The sequence below is a fragment of the Blautia acetica genome (assembly GCF_038739805.1).
Taxonomy (GTDB): domain Bacteria; phylum Bacillota; class Clostridia; order Lachnospirales; family Lachnospiraceae; genus Blautia.
On the sequence record NZ_JBBEWO010000003.1, the window covers coordinates 91,615 to 111,659 of the forward strand.

General features: G+C 46.7%; 22 protein-coding genes. 3 read left to right on the forward strand and 19 right to left on the reverse strand.

What is annotated here, in order from left to right; all coding sequences use genetic code 11:
- Nucleotides 1–41 precede the first annotated feature (41 nt).
- The 12 genes from deoC to WBS51_RS03035 are packed head-to-tail and all read right to left on the reverse strand — an operon-like array spanning nucleotide 42 to nucleotide 9,696.
- Nucleotides 42–689, reverse strand: a complete 648-nt coding sequence (deoC, locus tag WBS51_RS02980) for a deoxyribose-phosphate aldolase (RefSeq protein WP_173747138.1) — start codon at nucleotides 687–689, stop codon at nucleotides 42–44.
- A gap of 22 nt (nucleotides 690–711) precedes the next feature.
- The gene (locus WBS51_RS02985) at nucleotides 712–1,899 is read right to left on the reverse strand and encodes a phosphopentomutase (RefSeq protein ID WP_173747137.1); all 1,188 of its coding nucleotides are present in this window, start codon (nucleotides 1,897–1,899) and stop codon (nucleotides 712–714) included.
- A 31-nt stretch (nucleotides 1,900–1,930) separates the two neighbouring features.
- The gene (locus WBS51_RS02990; protein ID WP_173747136.1) at nucleotides 1,931–2,386 is read right to left on the reverse strand and encodes a cytidine deaminase; all 456 of its coding nucleotides are present in this window, start codon (nucleotides 2,384–2,386) and stop codon (nucleotides 1,931–1,933) included.
- On the reverse strand, nucleotides 2,383–3,165 hold the full coding sequence (udp, locus tag WBS51_RS02995) for a uridine phosphorylase (RefSeq protein WP_173747135.1): 783 nt from the start codon (nucleotides 3,163–3,165) through the stop codon (nucleotides 2,383–2,385). Before udp ends, WBS51_RS02990 begins: the two co-directional genes overlap by 4 nt.
- A gap of 40 nt (nucleotides 3,166–3,205) precedes the next feature.
- Complete coding sequence (locus tag WBS51_RS03000) at nucleotides 3,206–3,568, reverse strand: VOC family protein (protein WP_173747134.1); 363 nt, start codon at nucleotides 3,566–3,568, stop codon at nucleotides 3,206–3,208.
- A 13-nt stretch (nucleotides 3,569–3,581) separates the two neighbouring features.
- Entirely contained in the window at nucleotides 3,582–4,619 is a 1,038-nt protein-coding gene (locus WBS51_RS03005; protein ID WP_308781657.1) for a sulfate/molybdate ABC transporter ATP-binding protein, read from the reverse strand.
- Between the two features lie 50 nt (nucleotides 4,620–4,669).
- Nucleotides 4,670–5,374, reverse strand: coding sequence for a molybdate ABC transporter permease subunit (gene modB, locus WBS51_RS03010; protein WP_173747132.1), 705 nt, complete (start codon nucleotides 5,372–5,374; stop codon nucleotides 4,670–4,672).
- Between the two features lie 10 nt (nucleotides 5,375–5,384).
- On the reverse strand, nucleotides 5,385–6,227 hold the full coding sequence (gene modA, locus WBS51_RS03015; RefSeq protein WP_173747131.1) for a molybdate ABC transporter substrate-binding protein: 843 nt from the start codon (nucleotides 6,225–6,227) through the stop codon (nucleotides 5,385–5,387).
- A gap of 35 nt (nucleotides 6,228–6,262) precedes the next feature.
- Complete coding sequence (locus WBS51_RS03020; protein ID WP_173747130.1) at nucleotides 6,263–7,198, reverse strand: MOSC domain-containing protein; 936 nt, start codon at nucleotides 7,196–7,198, stop codon at nucleotides 6,263–6,265.
- Nucleotides 7,199–7,200: 2 nt separating this feature from the next.
- Nucleotides 7,201–8,166, reverse strand: coding sequence for a GTP 3',8-cyclase MoaA (gene moaA, locus WBS51_RS03025; protein ID WP_173747129.1), 966 nt, complete (start codon nucleotides 8,164–8,166; stop codon nucleotides 7,201–7,203).
- Complete coding sequence (gene moaC / locus WBS51_RS03030) at nucleotides 8,167–8,661, reverse strand: cyclic pyranopterin monophosphate synthase MoaC (RefSeq protein ID WP_173747128.1); 495 nt, start codon at nucleotides 8,659–8,661, stop codon at nucleotides 8,167–8,169.
- The gene (locus WBS51_RS03035; protein ID WP_173747127.1) at nucleotides 8,662–9,696 is read right to left on the reverse strand and encodes a molybdopterin-binding protein; all 1,035 of its coding nucleotides are present in this window, start codon (nucleotides 9,694–9,696) and stop codon (nucleotides 8,662–8,664) included.
- A 185-nt stretch (nucleotides 9,697–9,881) separates the two neighbouring features.
- Between WBS51_RS03035 and ilvB the strand changes: the two genes are divergently transcribed.
- Nucleotides 9,882–11,600 carry a biosynthetic-type acetolactate synthase large subunit gene (ilvB, locus tag WBS51_RS03040; protein WP_173747126.1) on the forward strand — a complete coding sequence of 573 codons (1,719 nt, stop codon included), beginning with the start codon at nucleotides 9,882–9,884 and terminating at the stop codon, nucleotides 11,598–11,600.
- Nucleotides 11,601–11,611: 11 nt separating this feature from the next.
- Nucleotides 11,612–12,121 (forward strand): acetolactate synthase small subunit, encoded by a 510-nt coding sequence (gene ilvN / locus WBS51_RS03045; protein WP_173747125.1) that lies wholly within the window; start codon nucleotides 11,612–11,614, stop codon nucleotides 12,119–12,121.
- Nucleotides 12,122–12,198: 77 nt separating this feature from the next.
- Here the strand turns inward: ilvN and WBS51_RS03050 are convergent, their stop codons facing one another.
- Nucleotides 12,199–12,339, reverse strand: coding sequence for a hypothetical protein (locus tag WBS51_RS03050; RefSeq protein WP_173747124.1), 141 nt, complete (start codon nucleotides 12,337–12,339; stop codon nucleotides 12,199–12,201).
- Nucleotides 12,340–12,468: 129 nt separating this feature from the next.
- On the opposite strand from WBS51_RS03050, the gene WBS51_RS03055 reads away from it, so the two are divergent.
- Entirely contained in the window at nucleotides 12,469–13,320 is an 852-nt protein-coding gene (locus WBS51_RS03055) for an AraC family transcriptional regulator (RefSeq protein WP_173747123.1), read from the forward strand.
- Between the two features lie 5 nt (nucleotides 13,321–13,325).
- Here WBS51_RS03055 and WBS51_RS03060 read toward each other — a convergent pair whose 3' ends face one another.
- The 6 genes from WBS51_RS03060 to WBS51_RS03085 form a co-directional block, all read right to left on the reverse strand.
- On the reverse strand, nucleotides 13,326–15,236 hold the full coding sequence (locus WBS51_RS03060; protein ID WP_173747122.1) for an FtsX-like permease family protein: 1,911 nt from the start codon (nucleotides 15,234–15,236) through the stop codon (nucleotides 13,326–13,328).
- Nucleotides 15,233–15,988 carry an ABC transporter ATP-binding protein gene (locus WBS51_RS03065; RefSeq protein WP_173747121.1) on the reverse strand — a complete coding sequence of 252 codons (756 nt, stop codon included), beginning with the start codon at nucleotides 15,986–15,988 and terminating at the stop codon, nucleotides 15,233–15,235. The genes WBS51_RS03060 and WBS51_RS03065 overlap by 4 nt, the downstream gene beginning before the upstream one ends.
- A 118-nt stretch (nucleotides 15,989–16,106) precedes the next feature.
- Nucleotides 16,107–17,102 (reverse strand): sensor histidine kinase, encoded by a 996-nt coding sequence (locus WBS51_RS03070; RefSeq protein ID WP_173747120.1) that lies wholly within the window; start codon nucleotides 17,100–17,102, stop codon nucleotides 16,107–16,109.
- Nucleotides 17,099–17,770, reverse strand: a complete 672-nt coding sequence (locus WBS51_RS03075; protein ID WP_173747119.1) for a response regulator transcription factor — start codon at nucleotides 17,768–17,770, stop codon at nucleotides 17,099–17,101. The genes WBS51_RS03070 and WBS51_RS03075 overlap by 4 nt, the downstream gene beginning before the upstream one ends.
- 95 nt (nucleotides 17,771–17,865) lie before the next feature.
- The gene (locus tag WBS51_RS03080) at nucleotides 17,866–19,284 is read right to left on the reverse strand and encodes a sensor histidine kinase (RefSeq protein WP_294459188.1); all 1,419 of its coding nucleotides are present in this window, start codon (nucleotides 19,282–19,284) and stop codon (nucleotides 17,866–17,868) included.
- A 3-nt stretch (nucleotides 19,285–19,287) separates the two neighbouring features.
- Nucleotides 19,288–19,995 carry a response regulator transcription factor gene (locus WBS51_RS03085; protein ID WP_173747117.1) on the reverse strand — a complete coding sequence of 236 codons (708 nt, stop codon included), beginning with the start codon at nucleotides 19,993–19,995 and terminating at the stop codon, nucleotides 19,288–19,290.
- Nucleotides 19,996–20,045 lie beyond the last annotated feature (50 nt).

Here is a 20,045-nt window from a genome sequence, read left to right on the forward strand (position 1 = left end):
AGTTCACTCTAAGTCAAGCAGTTTTTTCAGAAAAACAAATTTTATGTTTCCAACAAGGTTATCAGTCTGCTGGTACCCAGACGGTCTGCACCCAAATCCAGAAATTTCTCCGCATCTTCCACAGAAGAAATTCCTCCGGCTGCTTTCACCTTCACCTGCTCTCCCACATGTTTTCGCATCAGCTCTACATCGGCAAAAGTAGCGCCGCCTGTGGAAAAACCCGTGGATGTCTTAATGTATTCTGCACCGGACCGGGTGACTACACGGCACATTTCCAGCTTTTCGTCTTCTGTGAGCAGACAGGTTTCTATAATCACCTTTAAAACTTTCCCGCCGCAGGCCTGCTTCACAGCCTGGATTTCCTCCAGCACCCGGTCATAATCCCGTTCCTTTACCATGCCCAGATTGATCACCATATCTATTTCATCTGCACCGTTCTCCACGGCATCTCTGGTTTCCAAAACCTTTACAGCCGTTGTGGTATTTCCATTGGGAAATCCAATAACCGTGCAGATGTTTACTTTGTCCTGCACGTACTCCTTTGCCCTTTTTACATAGCAGGGCGGAATACACACCGACGCGGTCTGATATTTCATTCCTTCTTCACAAATCCTGCGAATTTCTTCCCAGGTGGCTGTCTGTTTTAACAATGTATGGTCCAGTCTGCTTAATAGTTCTCTTTTTTCCATGTAAGCTTCTCCTTTTGTCCTTTTACAGAAGTTCTTTTAACAGGGAAGTACCAATGGTTCCTTCCGGCATTGCTACGCAGAAATTATCTGCAATGGTAGCGCCAATTACGGCAAACGTATCACTGACCCCCAGATTTTTCCCCTCCTTCATAGAAGGAGAATAGGCCAGAAACGGCACCTGTTCTCTGGTGTGGTCTGTTCCTGTATACGTCGGGTCATTGCCATGGTCAGCAGTGAGAATCAGCAAATCATCTTCCCGCAGCACAGAAAGCAGCACACCCAGCTTTTCATCAAAACGCTCCAGTTCCTCTGCATATCCCTGGACATTTCTTCTGTGTCCCCACAGAGCATCAAAATCCACCAAATTGGTAAAACACAGCCCTGTAAAGTCTCTTTTCGCAAGGTCTGTGGTCTGTTCCATGCCGTGTACCGAGCTTTGAGATTTATTGGATTCTGTCAGCCCCTGTCCGTCAAAAATATCGTAAATCTTTCCCACGGAAATCACGGAAAGTCCGGCTTCTTTTAAGCTGTCCAGCGCCGTTTTTCCATAGGGTTTTAAAGCATAGTCATGGCGGTTTGCCGTCCGCTTAAACGCTCCTTTTTTCTTTCCGGTATAGGGTCTTGCAATGACGCGTCCCACCTTCCACTCATCCCGCATGGTCAGTTCTCTGGCGATTTCACAGTAATGGTACAGGGTTTCCAGTCCCATGGTTTCTTCATTGCCGCAGATTTGGAGAACCGAATCTGCAGAAGTGTACACAATCAGTTTTCCTTCCCGGATTTCCTGCTCTGCCAGTTCTTCTAAGATTTCTGTTCCGCTGGCGCTTTTGTTTCCAATAATGGTTCTGCCTGTACGCTGTTCCAGTTCCCGGATGAGCTCCGGTGGAAAGCCGTTTTCCGTAAAAGTTTTGAATGGTTTTGTCACATGCAGCCCCATCATTTCCCAGTGTCCCGTCATGGTATCCTTGCCGCAGCTTCTCTCCTGCAGTTTCATATAGCAGGCCATTGGACGTTCCGCTTCCGGAATATTCTTCAGTTTATGAAGATTGGCAATGCCCAGTTTCTGCAGATTTGGAATCCGAAAATTCTCTTTTTTCTCTGCAATATGCCCTAAAGTGTCCACCCTGATATCTCCGTATTTTTCAGAATCCGGCATAGCCCCGATTCCCAGGGAATCCAGTACAATGGTAAAAATTCTCCGATACTTCATATGCAACCTTCCTTTCTGTATGGTTCCAAGTTTATGCGTGATTTCTGTCCCTTTCCTCTTCCGGCATTTCCAGATTTTTTCCCGAAAATCCCAGGGGAAGCAACTCCTCTAAAGTATATTCTTCCCATGTTTTGTCGCCTTTTCCCAAAAGAATCCGAAACTCTTTTGGCTCGCAAAATTCCATAAACACCTGTCTGCATACACCGCAGGGCGCTGTCAAGTCTGTTGGTTCTCTCCCTTCCATACCGCCCACAATGGCAATGGCAGCAAACGCTCTGACTCCCTCAGAAACCGCCTTAAAAACTGCAGTCCGTTCCGCACAGTTGGTAGGACTGTAAGCAGCATTTTCAATATTGCAGCCGGTAAAAATCTGTCCCTCCTTTGTCAGCAGCGCCGCCCCTACCTGAAAATGAGAATAAGGGGCATACGCAAAGGTTCTGGCCTCCAAAGCCCGATTCACTAAGGTTCTTTTTTCCTGTTCTGTCATACACTTTCCCTGTCTTTCTGAATCAGCAGACGAATTCCCTCTACTGCTACGCGAATCGCGGTTTCCGTGTCATGTACAATGGGGTTCTCAAGCCCCTGCTTTTCTCTCTCCTGGTTTCCTATCACCAGCAGGTCTGTTCCCACTCGCACTTTCAGATAATTTCCCACAATAAACAGTGCAGCGGATTCCATTTCTGAGGCTTTACAGCCCATGCGCAGCCAGGCTTCCCACTTGTTCAGCAGTTCATAACTCACCGGCTTTGTCTCCGGCTCGTGCTGTCCGTAAAACGCATCTTTGCACTCCACCACACCTGTGTGGTAAGTACAGCCGCAGCGTCCGGCCGCCTCCACCAGTGCGTTTGTTACCTGCAGATTAGGTACTGCCGGATATTCAATGGGCGCATATTCCTTGCTGGTTCCCTCCATACGGATAGCGCCTGTGGCAATCACAAGGTCGCCGCCCTTTACTTCTGTATCCATACCGCCGCAGGTTCCCACACGGACAAAGGTGTCCGCGCCGCATTGCACCAGTTCCTCCAGAGCAATAGACGCCGAAGGCCCGCCGATTCCCGTGGAAGTCACACTGACTTTTTCTCCGTCCAGATATCCGGTATACGTCTTGTATTCCCGGCTGTCTGCAATGAGTACAGGATTGTCCAGATATTTTGCGATTTTCTCACATCGCTTGGGATCACCGGGCAAAATTACATACCGTCCTACGTCCCCTCTGCGAATCTGTAAATGATACTGAAGTCCTGCTTCCCCTGAATAGTTTTGCATAATACCGTCTCCTCTCATGAAAAATTTTTTCTATTTGCTGTTACATGGGCGTCCCCACCTCAATCAAATTACCGTCCAAATCGTAAAACCGAACCATTTTCTGTCCCCAGCTATGGGTCATAAGCCGGTTGACATATTCGATATCGGGATAACGTTCCTCAAGTTTTTCCACAAACGCCTCTATATCCCGCTCTTCAAAATAAAGTTCACAAGAATTGCTCTTTTGCACAATTTCTTTTCCCACAAAGTCTCTCCAGATTTTTTCGTCCTGAAGCACCAGACCTTCTGTTAAAATCATATTTCCCCCATGATCTAATATCGTATCCAGTCCAAATAAATCATGGTAAAACTCCCTGGATTTTTCAATATCCTTCACAACCACCAACACATTTTTCAATTTCATCAGACGTCATCTCCTACTCATACAAAAACAGCAGTTTTTCCTCTTTCAAATACAGCCTTTCCGGTATCTTTCCCGCATTCTCCCACAAATATTTGGAAACCTTCCAGTCAATCCTCTGTTTTCCTTTTGGACTTGCCAGAAAAGAAATATTATACTCAAACATATCCTCCGTCACAATGGGCTTTTGCAAAGGAAAGCACAGACAATTTTCCTCTTCTTTTATCAGAAATTCATGGGCGCGGACCGCCACGGATTGTATGCCTTCCGTGCTGCGGTTTTGAATCGGAAAGGCTATGCCCCAGTCCGGTACCACAATCTCATTCTGTTCTTTTGTCTGCACATCGGCGATATTCTTGCATCCGGTAAGGCGTGCTGTCACCTTTGTCCGTGGATTTTGAAACAGCGCTTTCGTTTCCCCCTGCCCCACAATCCGGCCATGGTCCATGACCAGCATTTCCTCACTCATTCGATAAATCTCATCTCTACTATGAGAAACCAGAATCACCGTTCCGGAATACTCTTTCAAAAATTCCATCATCTCTCTTTGAAGCTGATCCCGCAGATATACGTCCAACGCAGAAAAAGGCTCATCCAGAAGAATCACCTCCGGCTCGCATATCATCATTCTGGCCAGTGCGGCTCTCTGCTGCTGTCCTCCTGAGAGTTCGTGGGGAAGGCGTTTTTCCAGACCTTTTAATTGAAATTTTTCCATATACTGTGCGGCCTTTTGCCTCTTTTCCCTGGGGCTTACCAAAAGACCTGCCATAATATTTTCTTCCACCGTCATGGTTGGAAAAAGGGCATAATTCTGAAACAGATATCCTACCTTCCTTTTCTGGGGTTTTTCACAGATTTTTTGTTCCGTATCCAGTAACGTTCTGCCGCAAATCACAATTTTCCCTTCATCTGCGCTTTCCACTCCTGCCAGACTTCGCAACAGCAGACTTTTTCCGCTTCCTGACGCCCCCAGAATCCCAATGCGGCGGCAGTCGCTGGAAAACTCTACAGCAAGCTGAAACCTTTCCAACTTTTTCTTTATTTTCACTTCCATAAACATACACCTCTTGGCCCCATCCGAAATCTGCCCCTTTCGGTAAACTTTTACCAGCGTTTTCTCCGCTTTCCTTTGCTGCCTGCCACCAGGTTCATAACCAGCAGGATTCCAAACGCTGCCACAAGCACAATAGCGACCCAGAAGCCTGCCGTGGCATAATCTCCGTCCTGAATTACCATAGCGATTTTCTGGGATATGGTTCCTGTTTTTCCCGGAATATTTCCCGCCAGCATAGAAGTGGCACCATATTCTCCCAGCGCCCTGGCAAAGGTCAGCACGGTTCCCGCAGCCACACCCGGTCCGGCAGTGGGAAGCACCACCTTCCAGAAAATTTTTGTCTCAGACATGCCCAAAGTGCGGGCCGCATAAATCAGATTGGAATCTATCTGTTCAAAAGCCCCCCTGGCATTGCGGTACATCAGGGGAAAGGCAATCACCACTGCCGCCAGCACACACCCGGCCCAGGACTGTATGATTTTAATATGAAAGGAATCATACAAAAATGCCCCCACCGGCCTTCTGGTGCTAAAGGTCAGAAGAAGAAAAAATCCCGCTGCCGTAGGGGGCAGCACCATGGGCAGCGTGAGTATACCGTCCAGTACGGCCCTTGTTTTCCCTCCGGCCTTCATAGCCTTTGCCGCCGCAAAAATCCCCAGAAAAAAAGAGAAAAATGTGGCGGCAATTCCTGTTTTTAAGGAAATCCAAAGGGGACTCCAGTCCAGATTTTCCAGTATCTGCTTCAACGCTTCCATGGCCTCTCCTTTACTCTACATTCGTGTCAAAATAATAGTTTTCAAAAACTTCTTTTGCCTCATCGGAAAGCACATATTCCAGAAAATCCTGAGCCGCTTCTTCCTGTGCCTTATCTGCTTCCTGGTTTTTCACCCGGCAGATAGGATAAATCACATCTCCGGTCAAATCGTATCCCACAGTTTCCAGAATTTTCACCTTGTCCTCATATCCGTAGGTATCCGAATAATAAGTGGTTCCCACCTCACAGGCCCCTTCTGTCACAGCAGTAAGCGCCTTGCTTACGTTATCCTGCTCACTGATTTCCACACCGCCTAAGCCTTCGGACACTTCCTGCGTCGTAATTTTGGACACGTCCTCTGCCTGCGGCAAAATCCCCATATTCACCAGAGCCTGCCGGGTATACTTGCCCACCGGTACACTGCCCCCTGCAAGAGCAATACTTTTGGCTTCCTGCAAATTGTTAAGTCCGGTTACTTTTGTTTCACTGTCTTTTAAAGTCAGAAGCACTACCTGATTGTTTACCACATTGCGGCGGGTTCCCTCCACAATCAGTCCGTCCTGCTCCAACTGGTCCATTTGTTTCTGGGATGCGGAAAAGAAAATATCACAGGCATATCCCTCTTCAATCTGGGTCAGCAGGGTACCGGAGCTGTCTGCATTGTATACAATTTTCACCTCCGGGTGCTCCTCCTTATATTTCTCTGCCAGTTCGGTCATCACGGTATTTAAACTCGCTGCAATAAACACCTGAATTTCTTCAGGTTCTGTATTCGTTTCTTCCGTTCCGCCGCAGGCACCCAGTCCTGCTGTCATACACAATACCAAAGCTGCTGCTAAAAATCGTTTCTTCATTCTGCTTCTCCTATTCTCTTTTGTTCTGTTTTCTTCTAATTTCTTCCACATTCTCCTTCGGTTCCCCGCAGGATTCCCAGACCGTGTTCCAAGACCGACAGAACAAATTCCAGAGATTCCTTTACTGCCTTAGGGCTTCCCGGAAGATTTACAATCAGCGTGCCCTTTCGGATTCCGGATTCTGCCCGGCTTAACATAGCGCGCTTTGTAATGGTCATGGAATATCCCCGGATGGCCTCCGCAATGCCTCTGGCCATGCGGTCACACACGGCAATGGTTGCTTCCGGGGTCACATCCCTTTTAGAAAATCCGGTACCGCCGGTGGTGAGAATCAGGCTTATCTGCCTCTGGTCAGCCAGACGCATCAGCTGCTGTTCCAACGGTTTCTGTTCATCTGGTAAAAGCAGCGTTTCTTCCACCTGGTATCCGGCTTCTTCCAGCATTTTTACAATCAACGGACCGCTTTTGTCCTCTCGTTCGCCCTTAGCCCCTTTATCGCTGAGGGTAATCACTGCCGCTGTATAAGGCCGGTTTGCGTCAGGCAGTACCAATTGGATTTCGTCTCCCCTTTTGATTCTTCCCCCCTGCAAAACTCTGGCAAATACCCCTTCCTTGGGCATAATACATTCTCCCATGCGCTGATAAATCTGACAGTGGTTATGACACTCCTTTCCAATCTGGGTCATTTCCAGCACCACATCTCCTATCCGGAAACGGCTGCCCACAGGCAGAGCGGCAAAGTCAAATCCCTCTACCACCAGATTTTCTCCAAAAGCGCCGAAGTCCACTTCTGCTCCTCTTGCCTGAAAATCCTGAATTTTCTCTACAGAGAGCATGCTCACCTGACGATGCCACGGGCCTCCGTGAGCATCTCCCAGAATCCCCCATTGTGGGGTCAGTTCTGCTTCTACTACTTCCGTTTTTGCAGTTCCTCTCTGTTTACTGATACAGATTGCTCTGATATTTCCCATTTCTATCCTCCTATTTTCCACATATCCCGCTGCTCTGTTATCTGTTCCGTATGTGCAAAACAATGCCTCTGGGGCTTCTTTTCAACAGCACTTCTAAGCAGTTCTCTGATTTCCTCACGATTTCCTGCTCTTACTGCCTCTTTCAGAGAAAAATTTTCCTCATAGCAAAGGCAGGGCTTTACCTTTCCCTCCGCCGTCATGCGCAGGCGGTTACAGCCTGCACAGAAATTATCATGTATGGCGCTGATAAAGCCCACACTTCCCTGAAAACCGGGAAAACGGTAATACACTGCCGGGCCGTTTCCGTGAGAACGGCCGTCCGGTTCTGCCTTTCCGAAAGATGCCTGCATCTCTTCCAACAGCAAAATATTGGAAACTCCCTCTGTTTCCTTATCTTTTCCCAGAGGCATTTTTTCAATAAATCGCACATCTATTCTGCGGTTTTTAGCCAATAGCGCCAGTTCTTTCCAATCCTTTCCGTTCTCCCAGGGCAGCAGTACCGTGTTGGTTTTTAAAGGCACCGGGAATCGGCTCATCGTATCCAGTCCTTCAAGGACCTGTGCAAGCTTGTCAAAGCCCGTGATTTTCCTGTATGTTTCCTCATTCAAGGTATCCAGACTCACATTCACTCCATCAATCCCAGCCTGATAAAGCGCCTCGGCGAAAGGAGCCAGAAGTACACCGTTGGTTGTCAGGGTCACCTTTTCCATTCCGGGAATTTCTTTCAGTTTCCGGATAAGTTCCACACAGCCGGGACGCAGAAGAGGTTCTCCTCCGGTAATCTTTATTTTTCGGATACCCATCCGGGCGCCGCAGACACAGATGTCCAGAATTTCCTCCAGACTTAAAAGTTCTTTCCGGGGCAGAAAGCAGGGCATTTCCGGCATACAGTACCTGCACCTTAAATTGCAGCGGTCTGTAATGGAAATCCGCATATAATCCACTGTTCTTCCGTAGCTGTCCTTCACTTACTGCTCCCCGCTTTCCATCTGCCTCTGGTATATCCCGCTTTTTCCCCCGGTTTTCTTTTCCAGACAGATATTTCCGATTTCCATACTTTTATCCACCGCCTTACACATATCGTAAATGGTAAGCAGCGCAGTGCTCACTCCGGTCAAAGCTTCCATCTCCACTCCAGTCTTTCCCACAGTACGCACGGTACACACCGCTTTTACTGCGCATTCCTGCTCCAAAAGGAAAAACTCCAATTCTACCTTGGAAAGATTCAGCACATGGCAGAGAGGAATCAGTTCTGAAGTCTTCTTCGCCCCCATGATTCCGGCAATTCTGGCCACACCCAGCACGTCTCCTTTTCCCATTCCACCTTCTGCAAGTTTCAAAAAGCATGCTCTGCTCATAGTAATGGTTCCCGCGGCAATGGCTTCTCTGACCGTTTGCTTTTTCTCGCTGACGTCTACCATAACCGCCTCGCCCCGGTTGTTAAAATGCGTAAACTCTCCCATTTAAACTCCTTTCCCAAATCCGCAGTTCGGATAGGTACACTGGGGACAGGACAGACACAGACCGCCTTCCCCTGCCCGGATAAAATCTTCCTCTGTGAGCATTTCTCCTGCCAGAAGCCGCGGCAGAACCAAATCGAAAATCGTTCTTTTCGCATACATGACACAGCCAGGCAGTCCCAGAACGGGAATCTTCCTATCCCCATGCTCATAATAAGCCAGCAGGAACATAGCGCCCGGCAGCATGGGTGCTCCGTAAGTCACAATCCTGGCCCCTGTATTTTTAATAGCCAGAGGCGTCCGGTCGTCCGGGTCCACACTCATGCCTCCTGTGCAGATAACCATTTCCACGCCTTTTTCTATCATTTCTTCAATGGCTTTTGTAATCACAACATGGTCGTCTCCGCTTAATACATGCTCTGTCATCTGCACCTGATACTCTGCCAGTTTTTCCTCAATGACCGGGGTAAAGGTATCGGAAATTCTGTTTTTCAGCACCTCGCTTCCCGTAGTAACCACTCCTGCGGTTTTATACCGGTAAGGCAAAATCTGAAAAATCGGTTCTTCCCCTGTAGCCTGCCTGGCTGCCTCCATTTTTTCTTTTTCGATTACCAGGGGAATAATTCTGGTACCTGCAATTTTATCCCCTTTTTTCACCGGAAAATTGCCGTGGCGGCTGGCAATCATCATCTGGCCCATCCCATTGATTTTGTGCAGGGTTTCTCTTTGTATCTTCAGAACGCCGTCCATGTCGGCAATGAGTTCTATTTTTCCTTCCTTAACTTCACTTCCGTGCATATGCTCGCCCTTGCAAATGCGGTACAGGATTTCTGCCGCTTCGTTCTCATGCAGCATATGCTCATTATTTTCCCATATATAAATATGCTCTTTTCCCACACTTAAAAGAACGGGAATGTCCTCCTTCTGAATCACATGGCCTTTGCGAAACACAGCGTCTTTGGTAACGCCTTTGATAATCTGCGTAATATCATGGCATAAAATCTGTCCTACTGCGTCTTCTGTACGCATTAATTTCATAATAATATGCTCTCCCTTCTATCTGAACAAAAATAGTTTGTTTTCTCTATCTTTCTATTTTAATGCATCTTGCCCGTTCTGTCTATCTCCCTTCCCATTTTCTGTTGACAAACCCTTTCCCCCATTCTATAATGATTTATAACTTTTACGCTGTAATATCGTAAAATACAGGGAGGGATTGCATTATGAAACAAATTTCAGGAAACCGACTGTTGGTAAAAGCCCTGAAAGAAGAAGGGGTGGACGTTTTATTCGGCTATCCCGGGGCGTGTACCATTGACATCAGCGACGAGCTTTACAAACAGAACAATCTGGACATCATACTTCCCCGGCATGAGCAGGCTCTGGTTCACGAGGCAGACGCCTATGCCAGAACCACAGGAAAGGTTGGGGTCTGTCTGGTGACCAGCGGTCCCGGCGCTACCAATCTGGTGACAGGTCTTGCCACAGCCAACTATGACAGCGTACCTCTCGTATGCTTTACCGGACAGGTGGCACGTCATCTCATTGGAAACGACGCTTTTCAGGAGGTAGATATTGTGGGTATCACCCGCAGCATTACCAAATACGGCGTCACCGTACGCAGGCGGGAAGACCTGGGACGAATTATCAAAGAAGCCTTCTATATTGCACGCACAGGAAGACCCGGCCCTGTGCTCATTGACTTACCAAAAGACGTGATGGCTGAGCTTGGCAGCCCCGAATATCCCAAAACTGTCAACATTCGGGGATACAAACCCAATTCCGGTATCCATGTGGGGCAGCTGAAAAAGGCGCTGAAGCTTCTCCAAAAAGCCAAAAAACCTCTGTTTCTGGCAGGGGGCGGTGTCAACATTGCAGGAGCCGGAGAAGTTTTCACCAAAGTGGCTGAGCAAACCCAGGTTCCTGTGGTAACGACCATTATGGGCAGAGGCGCTATTTCCACCAACCATCCGCTGTTTATTGGAAATCTGGGCATGCACGGCGCTTATGCTGCCAATATGGCTGTCAATAACTGCGATTTGCTGTTTTCCATTGGTACTCGCTTTAACGACCGTATCACCGGAAAACTCCACGAATTTGCTCCCCATGCGCAGATTGTCCACATTGATATTGATACGGCTTCTATTTCCAGAAATATCCATGTAGATATCCCTATTGTGGCAGATGCCAAAGAAGCCCTGCTTAAGATGGATGCTTATGTAGAGCCCTGCAGCACGGGCAAATGGCTGAAGGAAATCCATGCATGGCAGGAAGAACACCCGCTTACCATGAAGAAGCGGGCGCTGATGGGGCCTCTGGATATTCTTCAGGAAATCAACCGCCAGTTTGACAAAGCCATTCTGGTCACAGACGTGGGCCAGCACCAGATGCTGGTAACCCAGTACGCAGAGATTACAGAAAAGAAAAAACTGATTATGTCCGGAGGCCTTGGCACTATGGGCTATGGACTTCCCGGTGCCATTGGGGCAAAAATCGGCAATCCCGATACGCCTGTCATTGCCGTTTCCGGCGACGGCGGCATGCAGATGAATATTCAGGAACTGGCTACCGCAGTTCTGGAAGAACTTCCGGTCATTCTCTGTATTTTCAATAACGAATATCTGGGCATGGTACGCCAGTGGCAGAAGCTGTTCTACGGCAAACGGTATTCTATGACAAACCTGCGGGCCGGCGCTCTCTCCCGCCGCACAGACGGAGAAGAACTGCCGCCTTATACCCCGGATTTTGTCAAACTGGCTCAAAGCTATGGGGCTGACGGCATTCGTGTTACGAAAAAAGAAGAAATCGCCCCTGCCTTTGAGCGGGCTAAGACCCACGCCAAGACGCCTACGGTGATTGAATTTATCCTCGACCCGGAGGAAATGGTTTACCCGATGATTAAACCCGGCGGCACTCTGGCCGATATGATTATGGATTGTTAGGAGGCGGGACTATGGAAAAAGGAATGAAAAAAAGATGGATTTCCCTCTATGTGGAAAATCAGGTAGGGGTACTTTCCAAAATTTCCGGACTGTTCTCCGGAAAATGCTACAATCTGGACAGTCTCACGGTAGGAACCACGGAAGACCCTACGGTTTCCCGTATGACCATTGCAACCGTCAGTGATGACGAAACCTTTGAGCAGATAAAAAAGCAGTTAAACCGCATGGTGGAGGTTATCAAAGTCATTGATTTTACGGATATTTTTATCCGCATGAAGGAAATTCTCTATGTGAAAGTCAGAGATTGCTCTCTGGAGGAAAAAATCGAGTTGTTTCAGATTGCGGAAACCTTTAAAGGACGTGTCATTGACCGTGGAAAAGACAGCCTGCTTCTGGAATTTGTCCAGACCGCTGCCAAAAATGATGCGGTTGTCAAGCTGTTTAAAGAAGAATTTAAAAATATCGAAGTGGTACGGGGCGGAAGCGTGGGAATTGAATCCATCAGCATGATGGAACACTGATTCTCCCCCCTATTCCAAAAAGCCCGCGAAGCTGCAGTCTTTCCTGTTTCTTCGCGGGCTTTTCTTTTTTATGCATCTTAGTATCTTCCGTAAAGTCTTCCTGTCCATGCAGCGTCAATGGCTGCGAAAGCTTTTCCGTTTTTCTCAATGTATCTTTCCAGGCGCTGTCCAAATGTCATTTTTTTTGTATCTATATTGTTCTGATTTAATTTCTTCATAATAATTTCTCCTCTTTTTGAAATAAGTGTTTTCCTTGTTTACAACCATATGTTATCATAGACTATAGAATTATTTTAGATAATATATTGACTGTTTTTAGGTCAATATTGACATTTAGGAGGTTTTTTATGAAGACTGCGTTTTACAGACATCTGGATGACCTGGAGGGAAAAAATATCTCCATCCGCTATCAGACCAACCGTGGTTCTTATTTCCCAGCCCACTGGCATCCTGCCGTTGAACTGCTCTATATCCTGAACGGCACTGCGGAAATCACCATAAGCGGCAAAAAATACACCCTGGTGGCAGGGGAATTTATTGTTACGGATTCCAACCAGATACATGAATCCCGCTGCGCTCTTGCTTATACGGAAATCTGTGTGCACATTTCCAGGGCATTTCTGGAATCCTATATGGAGCAGGGTATCCTTCCCCATCTGGTGTGCAGCAGAGAAACCCTTACCCACAAAGACCTTCCCTGGTTTCTGGAAATCTGTGACCTTTTCAAGCAGCTGGTTCCCCTTTACATCACCCAGCCCCCTGCCATGAACCTGGCCTGTGAAGCCATTGTCATGCAGATTCTGTTTAAACTGGTAAACCATTTCTCTGTTTCCATTCCTGCAGAGGAAGTACCTGCCGCCGGAAATCAGGAACGACTAAAGGAGATTCTGCTCTATGTGGAAGAACACTACAGCCACAGCATTTCTCTGGAGGAAATTTCTGCTCATTTTGGTCTCAACCGGGAATATTTCTGCCGTTTTTTCAAAAAGAATGTGGGGCTCAACTTTTCCCGGCATGTAAATCTGGTCCGGCTTTCTCACATTCATTTTGAACTGCTTACCACCAATGACCCCATTATGGAAATCATTGACCGGAACGGATTTACCAATTATAAGCTGTTTCATAAGCTCTTTCGTGAGATTTATGGCTGTACGCCCCGTGATTTGCGGACGTCGAAATCTGCAGGGGCGGAAAATTAAAACTGCTACAAAAACAGCCTCTTTCTGGCTGTCCGCACAGACAACAGGCAGATTCCGCTAAACAGCACCAAAACAATGCCTGCACTCCACAGATTTACCAGCAGCAACTCTTCCTTCATGACATTTCCCAGCGCATGTATGGAAAACCAGGAGGTGACAACCATGAGCACGAAGGGACAGTAGTAGGTAAAACAGATTTCATTCCGTACAGACTTTTTCAATACCTTTGTCTGAATTCCCATTTTTTCCAATACCCTGTACCGCTCTTTGTCCTCGTAAACTTCATTGCCCGTCTTTAAGAAAATAATACTTCCTGCTGCCAGTACCAGCGTCACAAACATAAACTGGCACAGAGAATACATAATCCGAATCCAACCGTCCTGCTTAGACTGTGCCTGGGAATAGTTGACACCGGTTGTATACTGGCCGTTTTCATCCTGCGTAACCAGGGATTGAAGATAAGCCTTTGACGCTTCTATGTTTTCGGGGTTTTTCAACCTGTAATTATACAGATAGCTTTTCACCCCAAGTCCCTCCAATTCTTCAAACGTCTTATCACTGACCACATAGATATCTGCTGAGCTTTGCAGAGCTCCCAGATAAGGGGTCTTGTCCACGGTAAGAACCTCATACATTTTCTCTCCTATCTGCTGTTTTTCATCTCCAACCGAACTGCCCGCAAGGCTCATAAGAATTTCGTGGTCCAGGTTAATCACCTGGGTGTCCTTCAGTTCTTTGTAGGGAAAGGAAAGCCCTGCCGCTTTGGCCGCGGACTTTACCTGGGAATAAGATACCACACCGTACATCGTTTGATTGTATTTTGAATGCATGGTTTTGGAATCCAGAATTACCAGTTCATAAGTATTCCAGCATTCCAGTTCATTTTCCTGTTGGATACCCCTGGCAATTTCTTCCCCGTCTTTTGGCTGTGTGCTTACCACCTGACAGGTATAAACCCGGTCAAAGGCATGTATTTTCTCATACCGCTGCTTCATGGCAATGGAAAAGGCCAGCACAGTCACAGAACAGATCATCAGTACAGTCACCATGGCATACGTTCTGTAATTCTTTTTCATGCGGAAAGCCAGACTGTTCACCCAGAGATTTCTCTCTTTTTTATACAGATACTTTTTATTGCCTGTCAGCTTTCTCAAAAGTGCAGGGATAAGACCGGAAAACAGCAAATACACGCCTGCAATCACCAGAATTACCGCTGCCAGAGCATTATTCAGAGCCTGCATACCATTGGTATCCCAGGCCAGATAATAGCCTGCTCCCAGAATACCCAGACCTGCCAGAATGCGCAGAAAGGTCAGAATCCCCTTTTCCGGACGGATTTCTTTCTGCTTCGCACCGGAAAGCAGATTCAGCACACTGCTGGTTGCCAGGGTGTGATAACTCTTTAACGTCATCAGTCCGTATACACCGCCAAACATAGCTGCTGTCACCAGTACCGGCGAAAGACTGAAAGAAAATTTTACATCCACACTGATATCCGACAGCTTCAAAAGCAGCATCTGAAACAGCTTGGAAAACAACACTCCGGTTACAATTCCCGAAACCAGGGAAACCAACCCGATAAATACAGCTTCCAGCACATACATTTTTCCGATACGCTGATTATCCAACCCCATAAAGATGTAAATACCGATTTCTTTTTTCCTCTGATTTAAAAACACATTGGACGCATACCAGATAAAGAAGAATAAAAATACGGCAAATACAACAGACGCGGCCTTTACAATCATATCAATGTAATCCTTTTTATAATCCATGAGTACGTCCATGGAATCCGAATACAGCACATTTTGAAAATTAAAAAAGATAAACACAGAAAAGGCCAGGGAAACAATGAGCATACCATAATTTCTTACACTTCGCTTAAAGTTCGAAAAAGAAAGCTTGAAAAGACTCATTCCTGCTCACCTCCCATGGCAGCCAGCATGGACATGATTTCCTCGTAAAACGCCTTTCTGCTTTCCCCGTGGTTTAAGCGGCTGTGAATTTTTCCGTCTTTGAGAAAATACACCTGTCTTGCATAGCTGGCTGTGTAGCCGTCATGGGTAACCATTAAAATCGTAGCCTTCTCCTCTTCATTAGCCGCCTTCAGACAGCACAGCAAATCCCGGCTGGATTTGGAATCCAAGGCTCCGGTGGGCTCATCCGCAAACAAAATCCGGGGTTCCGTAATCAAAGCTCTGGCGCTGGCCGCCCTCTGCTTCTGTCCTCCGGAAAGCTGATAGGGATATTTCCGCAGATGGCTTTCCAATCCAAAGGCGCACGCTCTCTGCTGTACCTTCCGGATAATCTCTCCGCTTTTCGCCCCGTTTAAAGATAAAGGCAGCGCAATATTATCCTGCAAAGTCATATTATCCAGCAGATTATACTCCTGAAAGATAAACCCGATTTTATCTCTTCGGATAAGAGAAAGCTGCTTGTTGGACAATTTTGTAATGTCCTTTCCTTCCAGAAGAATTTCTCCCTTTGTGGGCTTATCCAGTGTGGACAAAAGATTTAAAAGCGTGGTTTTCCCTGCGCCGCTGGGACCCATAATGGCAATGAAATCACCTTCAAAAATATCCATACTGATATCCTGCAGTACAGGTGTTTCATATCCCTTTCGTCCATAATTCTTATACAGATTTCTGATTTCCAATATTTTATTCATGTTCTATTACCTCCCTGTCTGCTTTTATCTTAGCAGACAGGATTCTAAAAATCCTTTCATTCCGGCAACACTTTCCCTTCCAGACTTTCATTTTTGTTAGAAATCCGCTTTTTGCTGCTTAAGGCAGTAGCAAATGGTCGGAGGTATCCTGAAAATACAGCGAAAAACAGGTTCCCTCCCCTTCCCTGGACGAAACCTCTATGGAAATGCAAAGCAGCTGTGCAATGCTTTTCGCAAAAGCAAGCCCCATTCCGGTAGAATGATAGTCGCCCTTTCTGAGTATTTTTCCCACATACCCTTTTTCAAAAATATAGGGCAAATCTTCCGAAGAAATACCGATTCCCTTATCTTCCACCGTAAAAATCACACCTTTTTCTTCCCTTTTTGCACGAAAGGAAAGTTTGGGCTCGTCTTTCCTGTATTTCACTGCGTTTCCAACGAGCTGGTTCAATAAATACACCAGCCACCGTCTGTCGCTGTATACCGAAATCCCCTGCAAATCCAATTCCAGTTCAAACTGATACTGAATCAGGAAATACGACTGATTTTTCACAGCCTCCTTTACCACGCTTTCCAGTGTAAGCTTTTCCATGCGCACATCGTGCTGGGGCTGCTGCAGCTTGCTTCCTGTAAGTACGGTGTGAATCAGCCCTTCCAGCCGCATAATACAGTCCTGCATATCTCTTTTCAGGCCTGTATCCTGATTTCTCTGATTCATGAGTTTTAAGGAGGTCAAAGGCAGCTTGGCCTCATGGGACCAGCGTGCAATATAATCCGAAAGCTCGCCCAGACGCCTGGTGTATTCCGCCGCCTCTTTTTGCTGCTCCTCCTGTATTTTGCAGACATACCCATACAGTTCCTCTCCCAGAATTTTCTTTTCCTCCTCTGCCAAAAAGGCCTCCTGATTCTGAAAATAATTTTTCAGCTTCCTCCATTTCTGATAATCCCGGATAAGCCAGCACACTCCGAAAAAGCAAAGCAACAGATTCAGATACAGGATATCCTCTCCCTGCAGCGCAGGAACACACAAGAAAATAAGATAGCCGTTTACAAATCCCCAGAGTCCTCCAATCATCAGAAAGACCTCTGCTCTGTGGCAAAAATATGCTTTCATTCCAGATAATACCCCTTTCCCTTTCTGGTATGGATACAGGAAACTCCGTCTGCGCACTCAGCAATCTTCGCCCTGAGCCTGGATACCAAAACAGTCAAAGAAGCGTCTGTTACATACTCATCTGTACTCCACAAATGCTGCATCAGTTCTTCCCGTTCCACCACACGCCCTTTGTTTTCTGCCAGAATCCCCAGAATCCGGTTTTCCGATTTCGTCATCTCAATAGTCCTGCCCTTGTAAAGCAAAACTCCCTGGTTCCTGTCATACACCAGATGTTCTCCCAGATATTCCCGGTCTGCCTGCGTATATTCATACGCTCTCCGAAGAAGCGCACGGATTTTCACCAGCAGAAGTTCCGTATCAAAAGGCTTTTCCACATAATCATCTCCCCCGGAAACCATAGCCATGACCTTGTCTGCATTCTGATCCCGGCTGGACAAAAACAAAATGGGAACTCTGGAAAAGCTGCGAATTTTGCTGCACCAGTAAAATCCGTCATAATACGGAAGGTTAATATCCATGAGCACCAGGTCACAGCCGCTTTTTTCGCACTGCTTATCCACTTCCTGAAATTCTTCCAGGTACACGGCCTCAAATCCCCATTTCTCACAAAGTCTGCAGATTTCTCCGGCCAGTGTGAAATCATCTTCTACAATCAAAATCTTCATACGGAAAATCTCCTGTTCTATATTCTGTCTCCTATCTTACACGTTTTTCTCTCTTCTTCCTACCCTTTGGAGCAATCTTGCAAAAATGTTAGAATTCATGATTCTTTTTCGGGAAGAAGGGGCAGGAAAATTTCTGCCCGAAATCCTCCCTGGGGTGCATGGGAAAGTTCTACCCTTCCTCCGTGTGCCTGGGCAATCTGCCGGACAATCAAAAGCCCCAGGCCGTGGCTCTGCTCTTTCACCTGACTGTCACACACCATATAATGAGGCTTCTTCTGAATCGCGGACAAAGCTTCCTCTGTGACACCCACTCCGTCATCCGAGACTGCAAGACAGCACATTTCCTGGATTTGCTTCACTTCCAGAGTAATGATACAGCCCTTTGGATTGTGCACCTGGGCATTGCATATCAGGTTGGAAACTGCCCGCTTTAGAAGTTCCTCATCTCCCCGGATAAAAACTGCCGACACTTGCTCTTTTGTGGCCCACTCCACAGGATATTTATCCTCTCCATCCAGATTCAGAAAATCCACTGCCATTTTTCTTAAAAATGCCACTGCGTTGATTTTGCCGGAATGGAGAGGCTGTACCTGATATTCCAGTTTGGATGCCAGGTTTAAATCATTTATCAGATTTTTCATGCGCAGGCTCTGAAGCCGTATGACATGGGCTTTTCTTTTGTTTTCTTTTGAAAGTTCCTCATCTTCCTCCAACTGTCCCGCATACCCCATAACCATAGACAGCGGGGTGCGGATATCATGGGAAACTCCTGCAATCCAGTTTGCCCTGGCGGTTTCCTTCTTCTTTAGCACATATTCCTGGGAACGAAGCTGCCCTGCCGCCTGGTTAATGGACACGGCTATCTGGGAAAGCAGCCCGGTTTCCTTTACATAGACCTGATGATTTTCCGGCAGCTGACGGATTCCCTCTATAATAGGCTTAACTGCCTTTAAAACACCAGAGACGGAAACTGCATATACCAAAATAACAAACAACAGATTTCCTGCACAAAACAGTAAAAGAAATGTGGGAAATCTGGCGATTATCTGGTAATCAAACATAGGGGACATATGTTTCCAATATGCATTCTTTGGATACCCTATCAGCAGTACATCGGCTCCCTTCCCTACACTGACTGTAGGATAATCTTTTACATATCCCCGTACCGCCGAAGCCATTTCCGCGTAAGTGTATGCATCGGGAATCTCTTGCGGAAGGTTTGCACTGCTCCAGACAACCTTTCCGCTGCCATTTTCTATAAGCTGTACCCAGGCTCCCGCTTCCTTTAGAAGCTGAAGGCCGTTTTCAGAAAGAACATAGTTCTCCCCTTCCTGCTGCAATTCTGCAGATATCATTTCCGCCCTGCTCCACGGTCCTTTTTCTCCATTCAAAATGCTGTTCTGGTTTTTCGAAATGTAAGCAATCCAAAGCCCCACATTCAGCACAATTCCAAATACCAGGGAAAGAACCAGGATTCCGAAAAATCTCCGGATAAGTTTCAGTACACTGTTCATCTCCTACTCCTTTACTTTCAGCTTATATCCCAGCCCTTTTATCGTAATCAAAGAAACGGGTTTTGAGGGGTTTTCCTCTATTTTCTCCCGAATCCGGCGAATGTGGGCCATCAGGGAATTTTCATAGCCAAAAGGATTGTCTCCCCATACGGCTTCACAAAGCATATCAATGGTTACGATTCTTCCCGCATTGCGGGCCAGCACCTGCAAAAGCGCGTATTCCTTTGCAGTAAGAGCAATCCGATGCTCGCCTTTCACCACTTCCGCCCGCTGAAAATCAAGAGCACAGGCAGCAAGACGAAGTAAATCCTCTTTTTCTTCTTCCTTATAACATCTCCGCAAAATACCGGTCATGCGAAGAAGCAATTCTTTTGGAAGAAAGGGTTTGACCAGATAATCATCTGCCCCCAGCCCCAGTCCCCGAAACCTGTCCTCATCTTCTCCTCTGGCACTCAGAAACAGCACCGGAATGTCTGAAAACGCCCTGGCTGCTTCCAAAAATTCAAATCCATCTCCGTCCGGCAGCATAACATCTAAAAGCACCAGTTCCGGTTTCCATTCCTTCCATGCCGCCATAGCTTCCCTTACCGTCCCGGCCGTTCTTGTATTCAAATATCCTTCATGAGCCAAAATCCCCTGTACCATATACAAAATTTCCTGTTCATCATCCACCAGCAATATTTTTTTCTTCTTTAGATAATCCTGTTTCATGGCTTTCTCCTTTTCTTATTTCTTTCTAAAATTATAGCACGGCTTTGCTT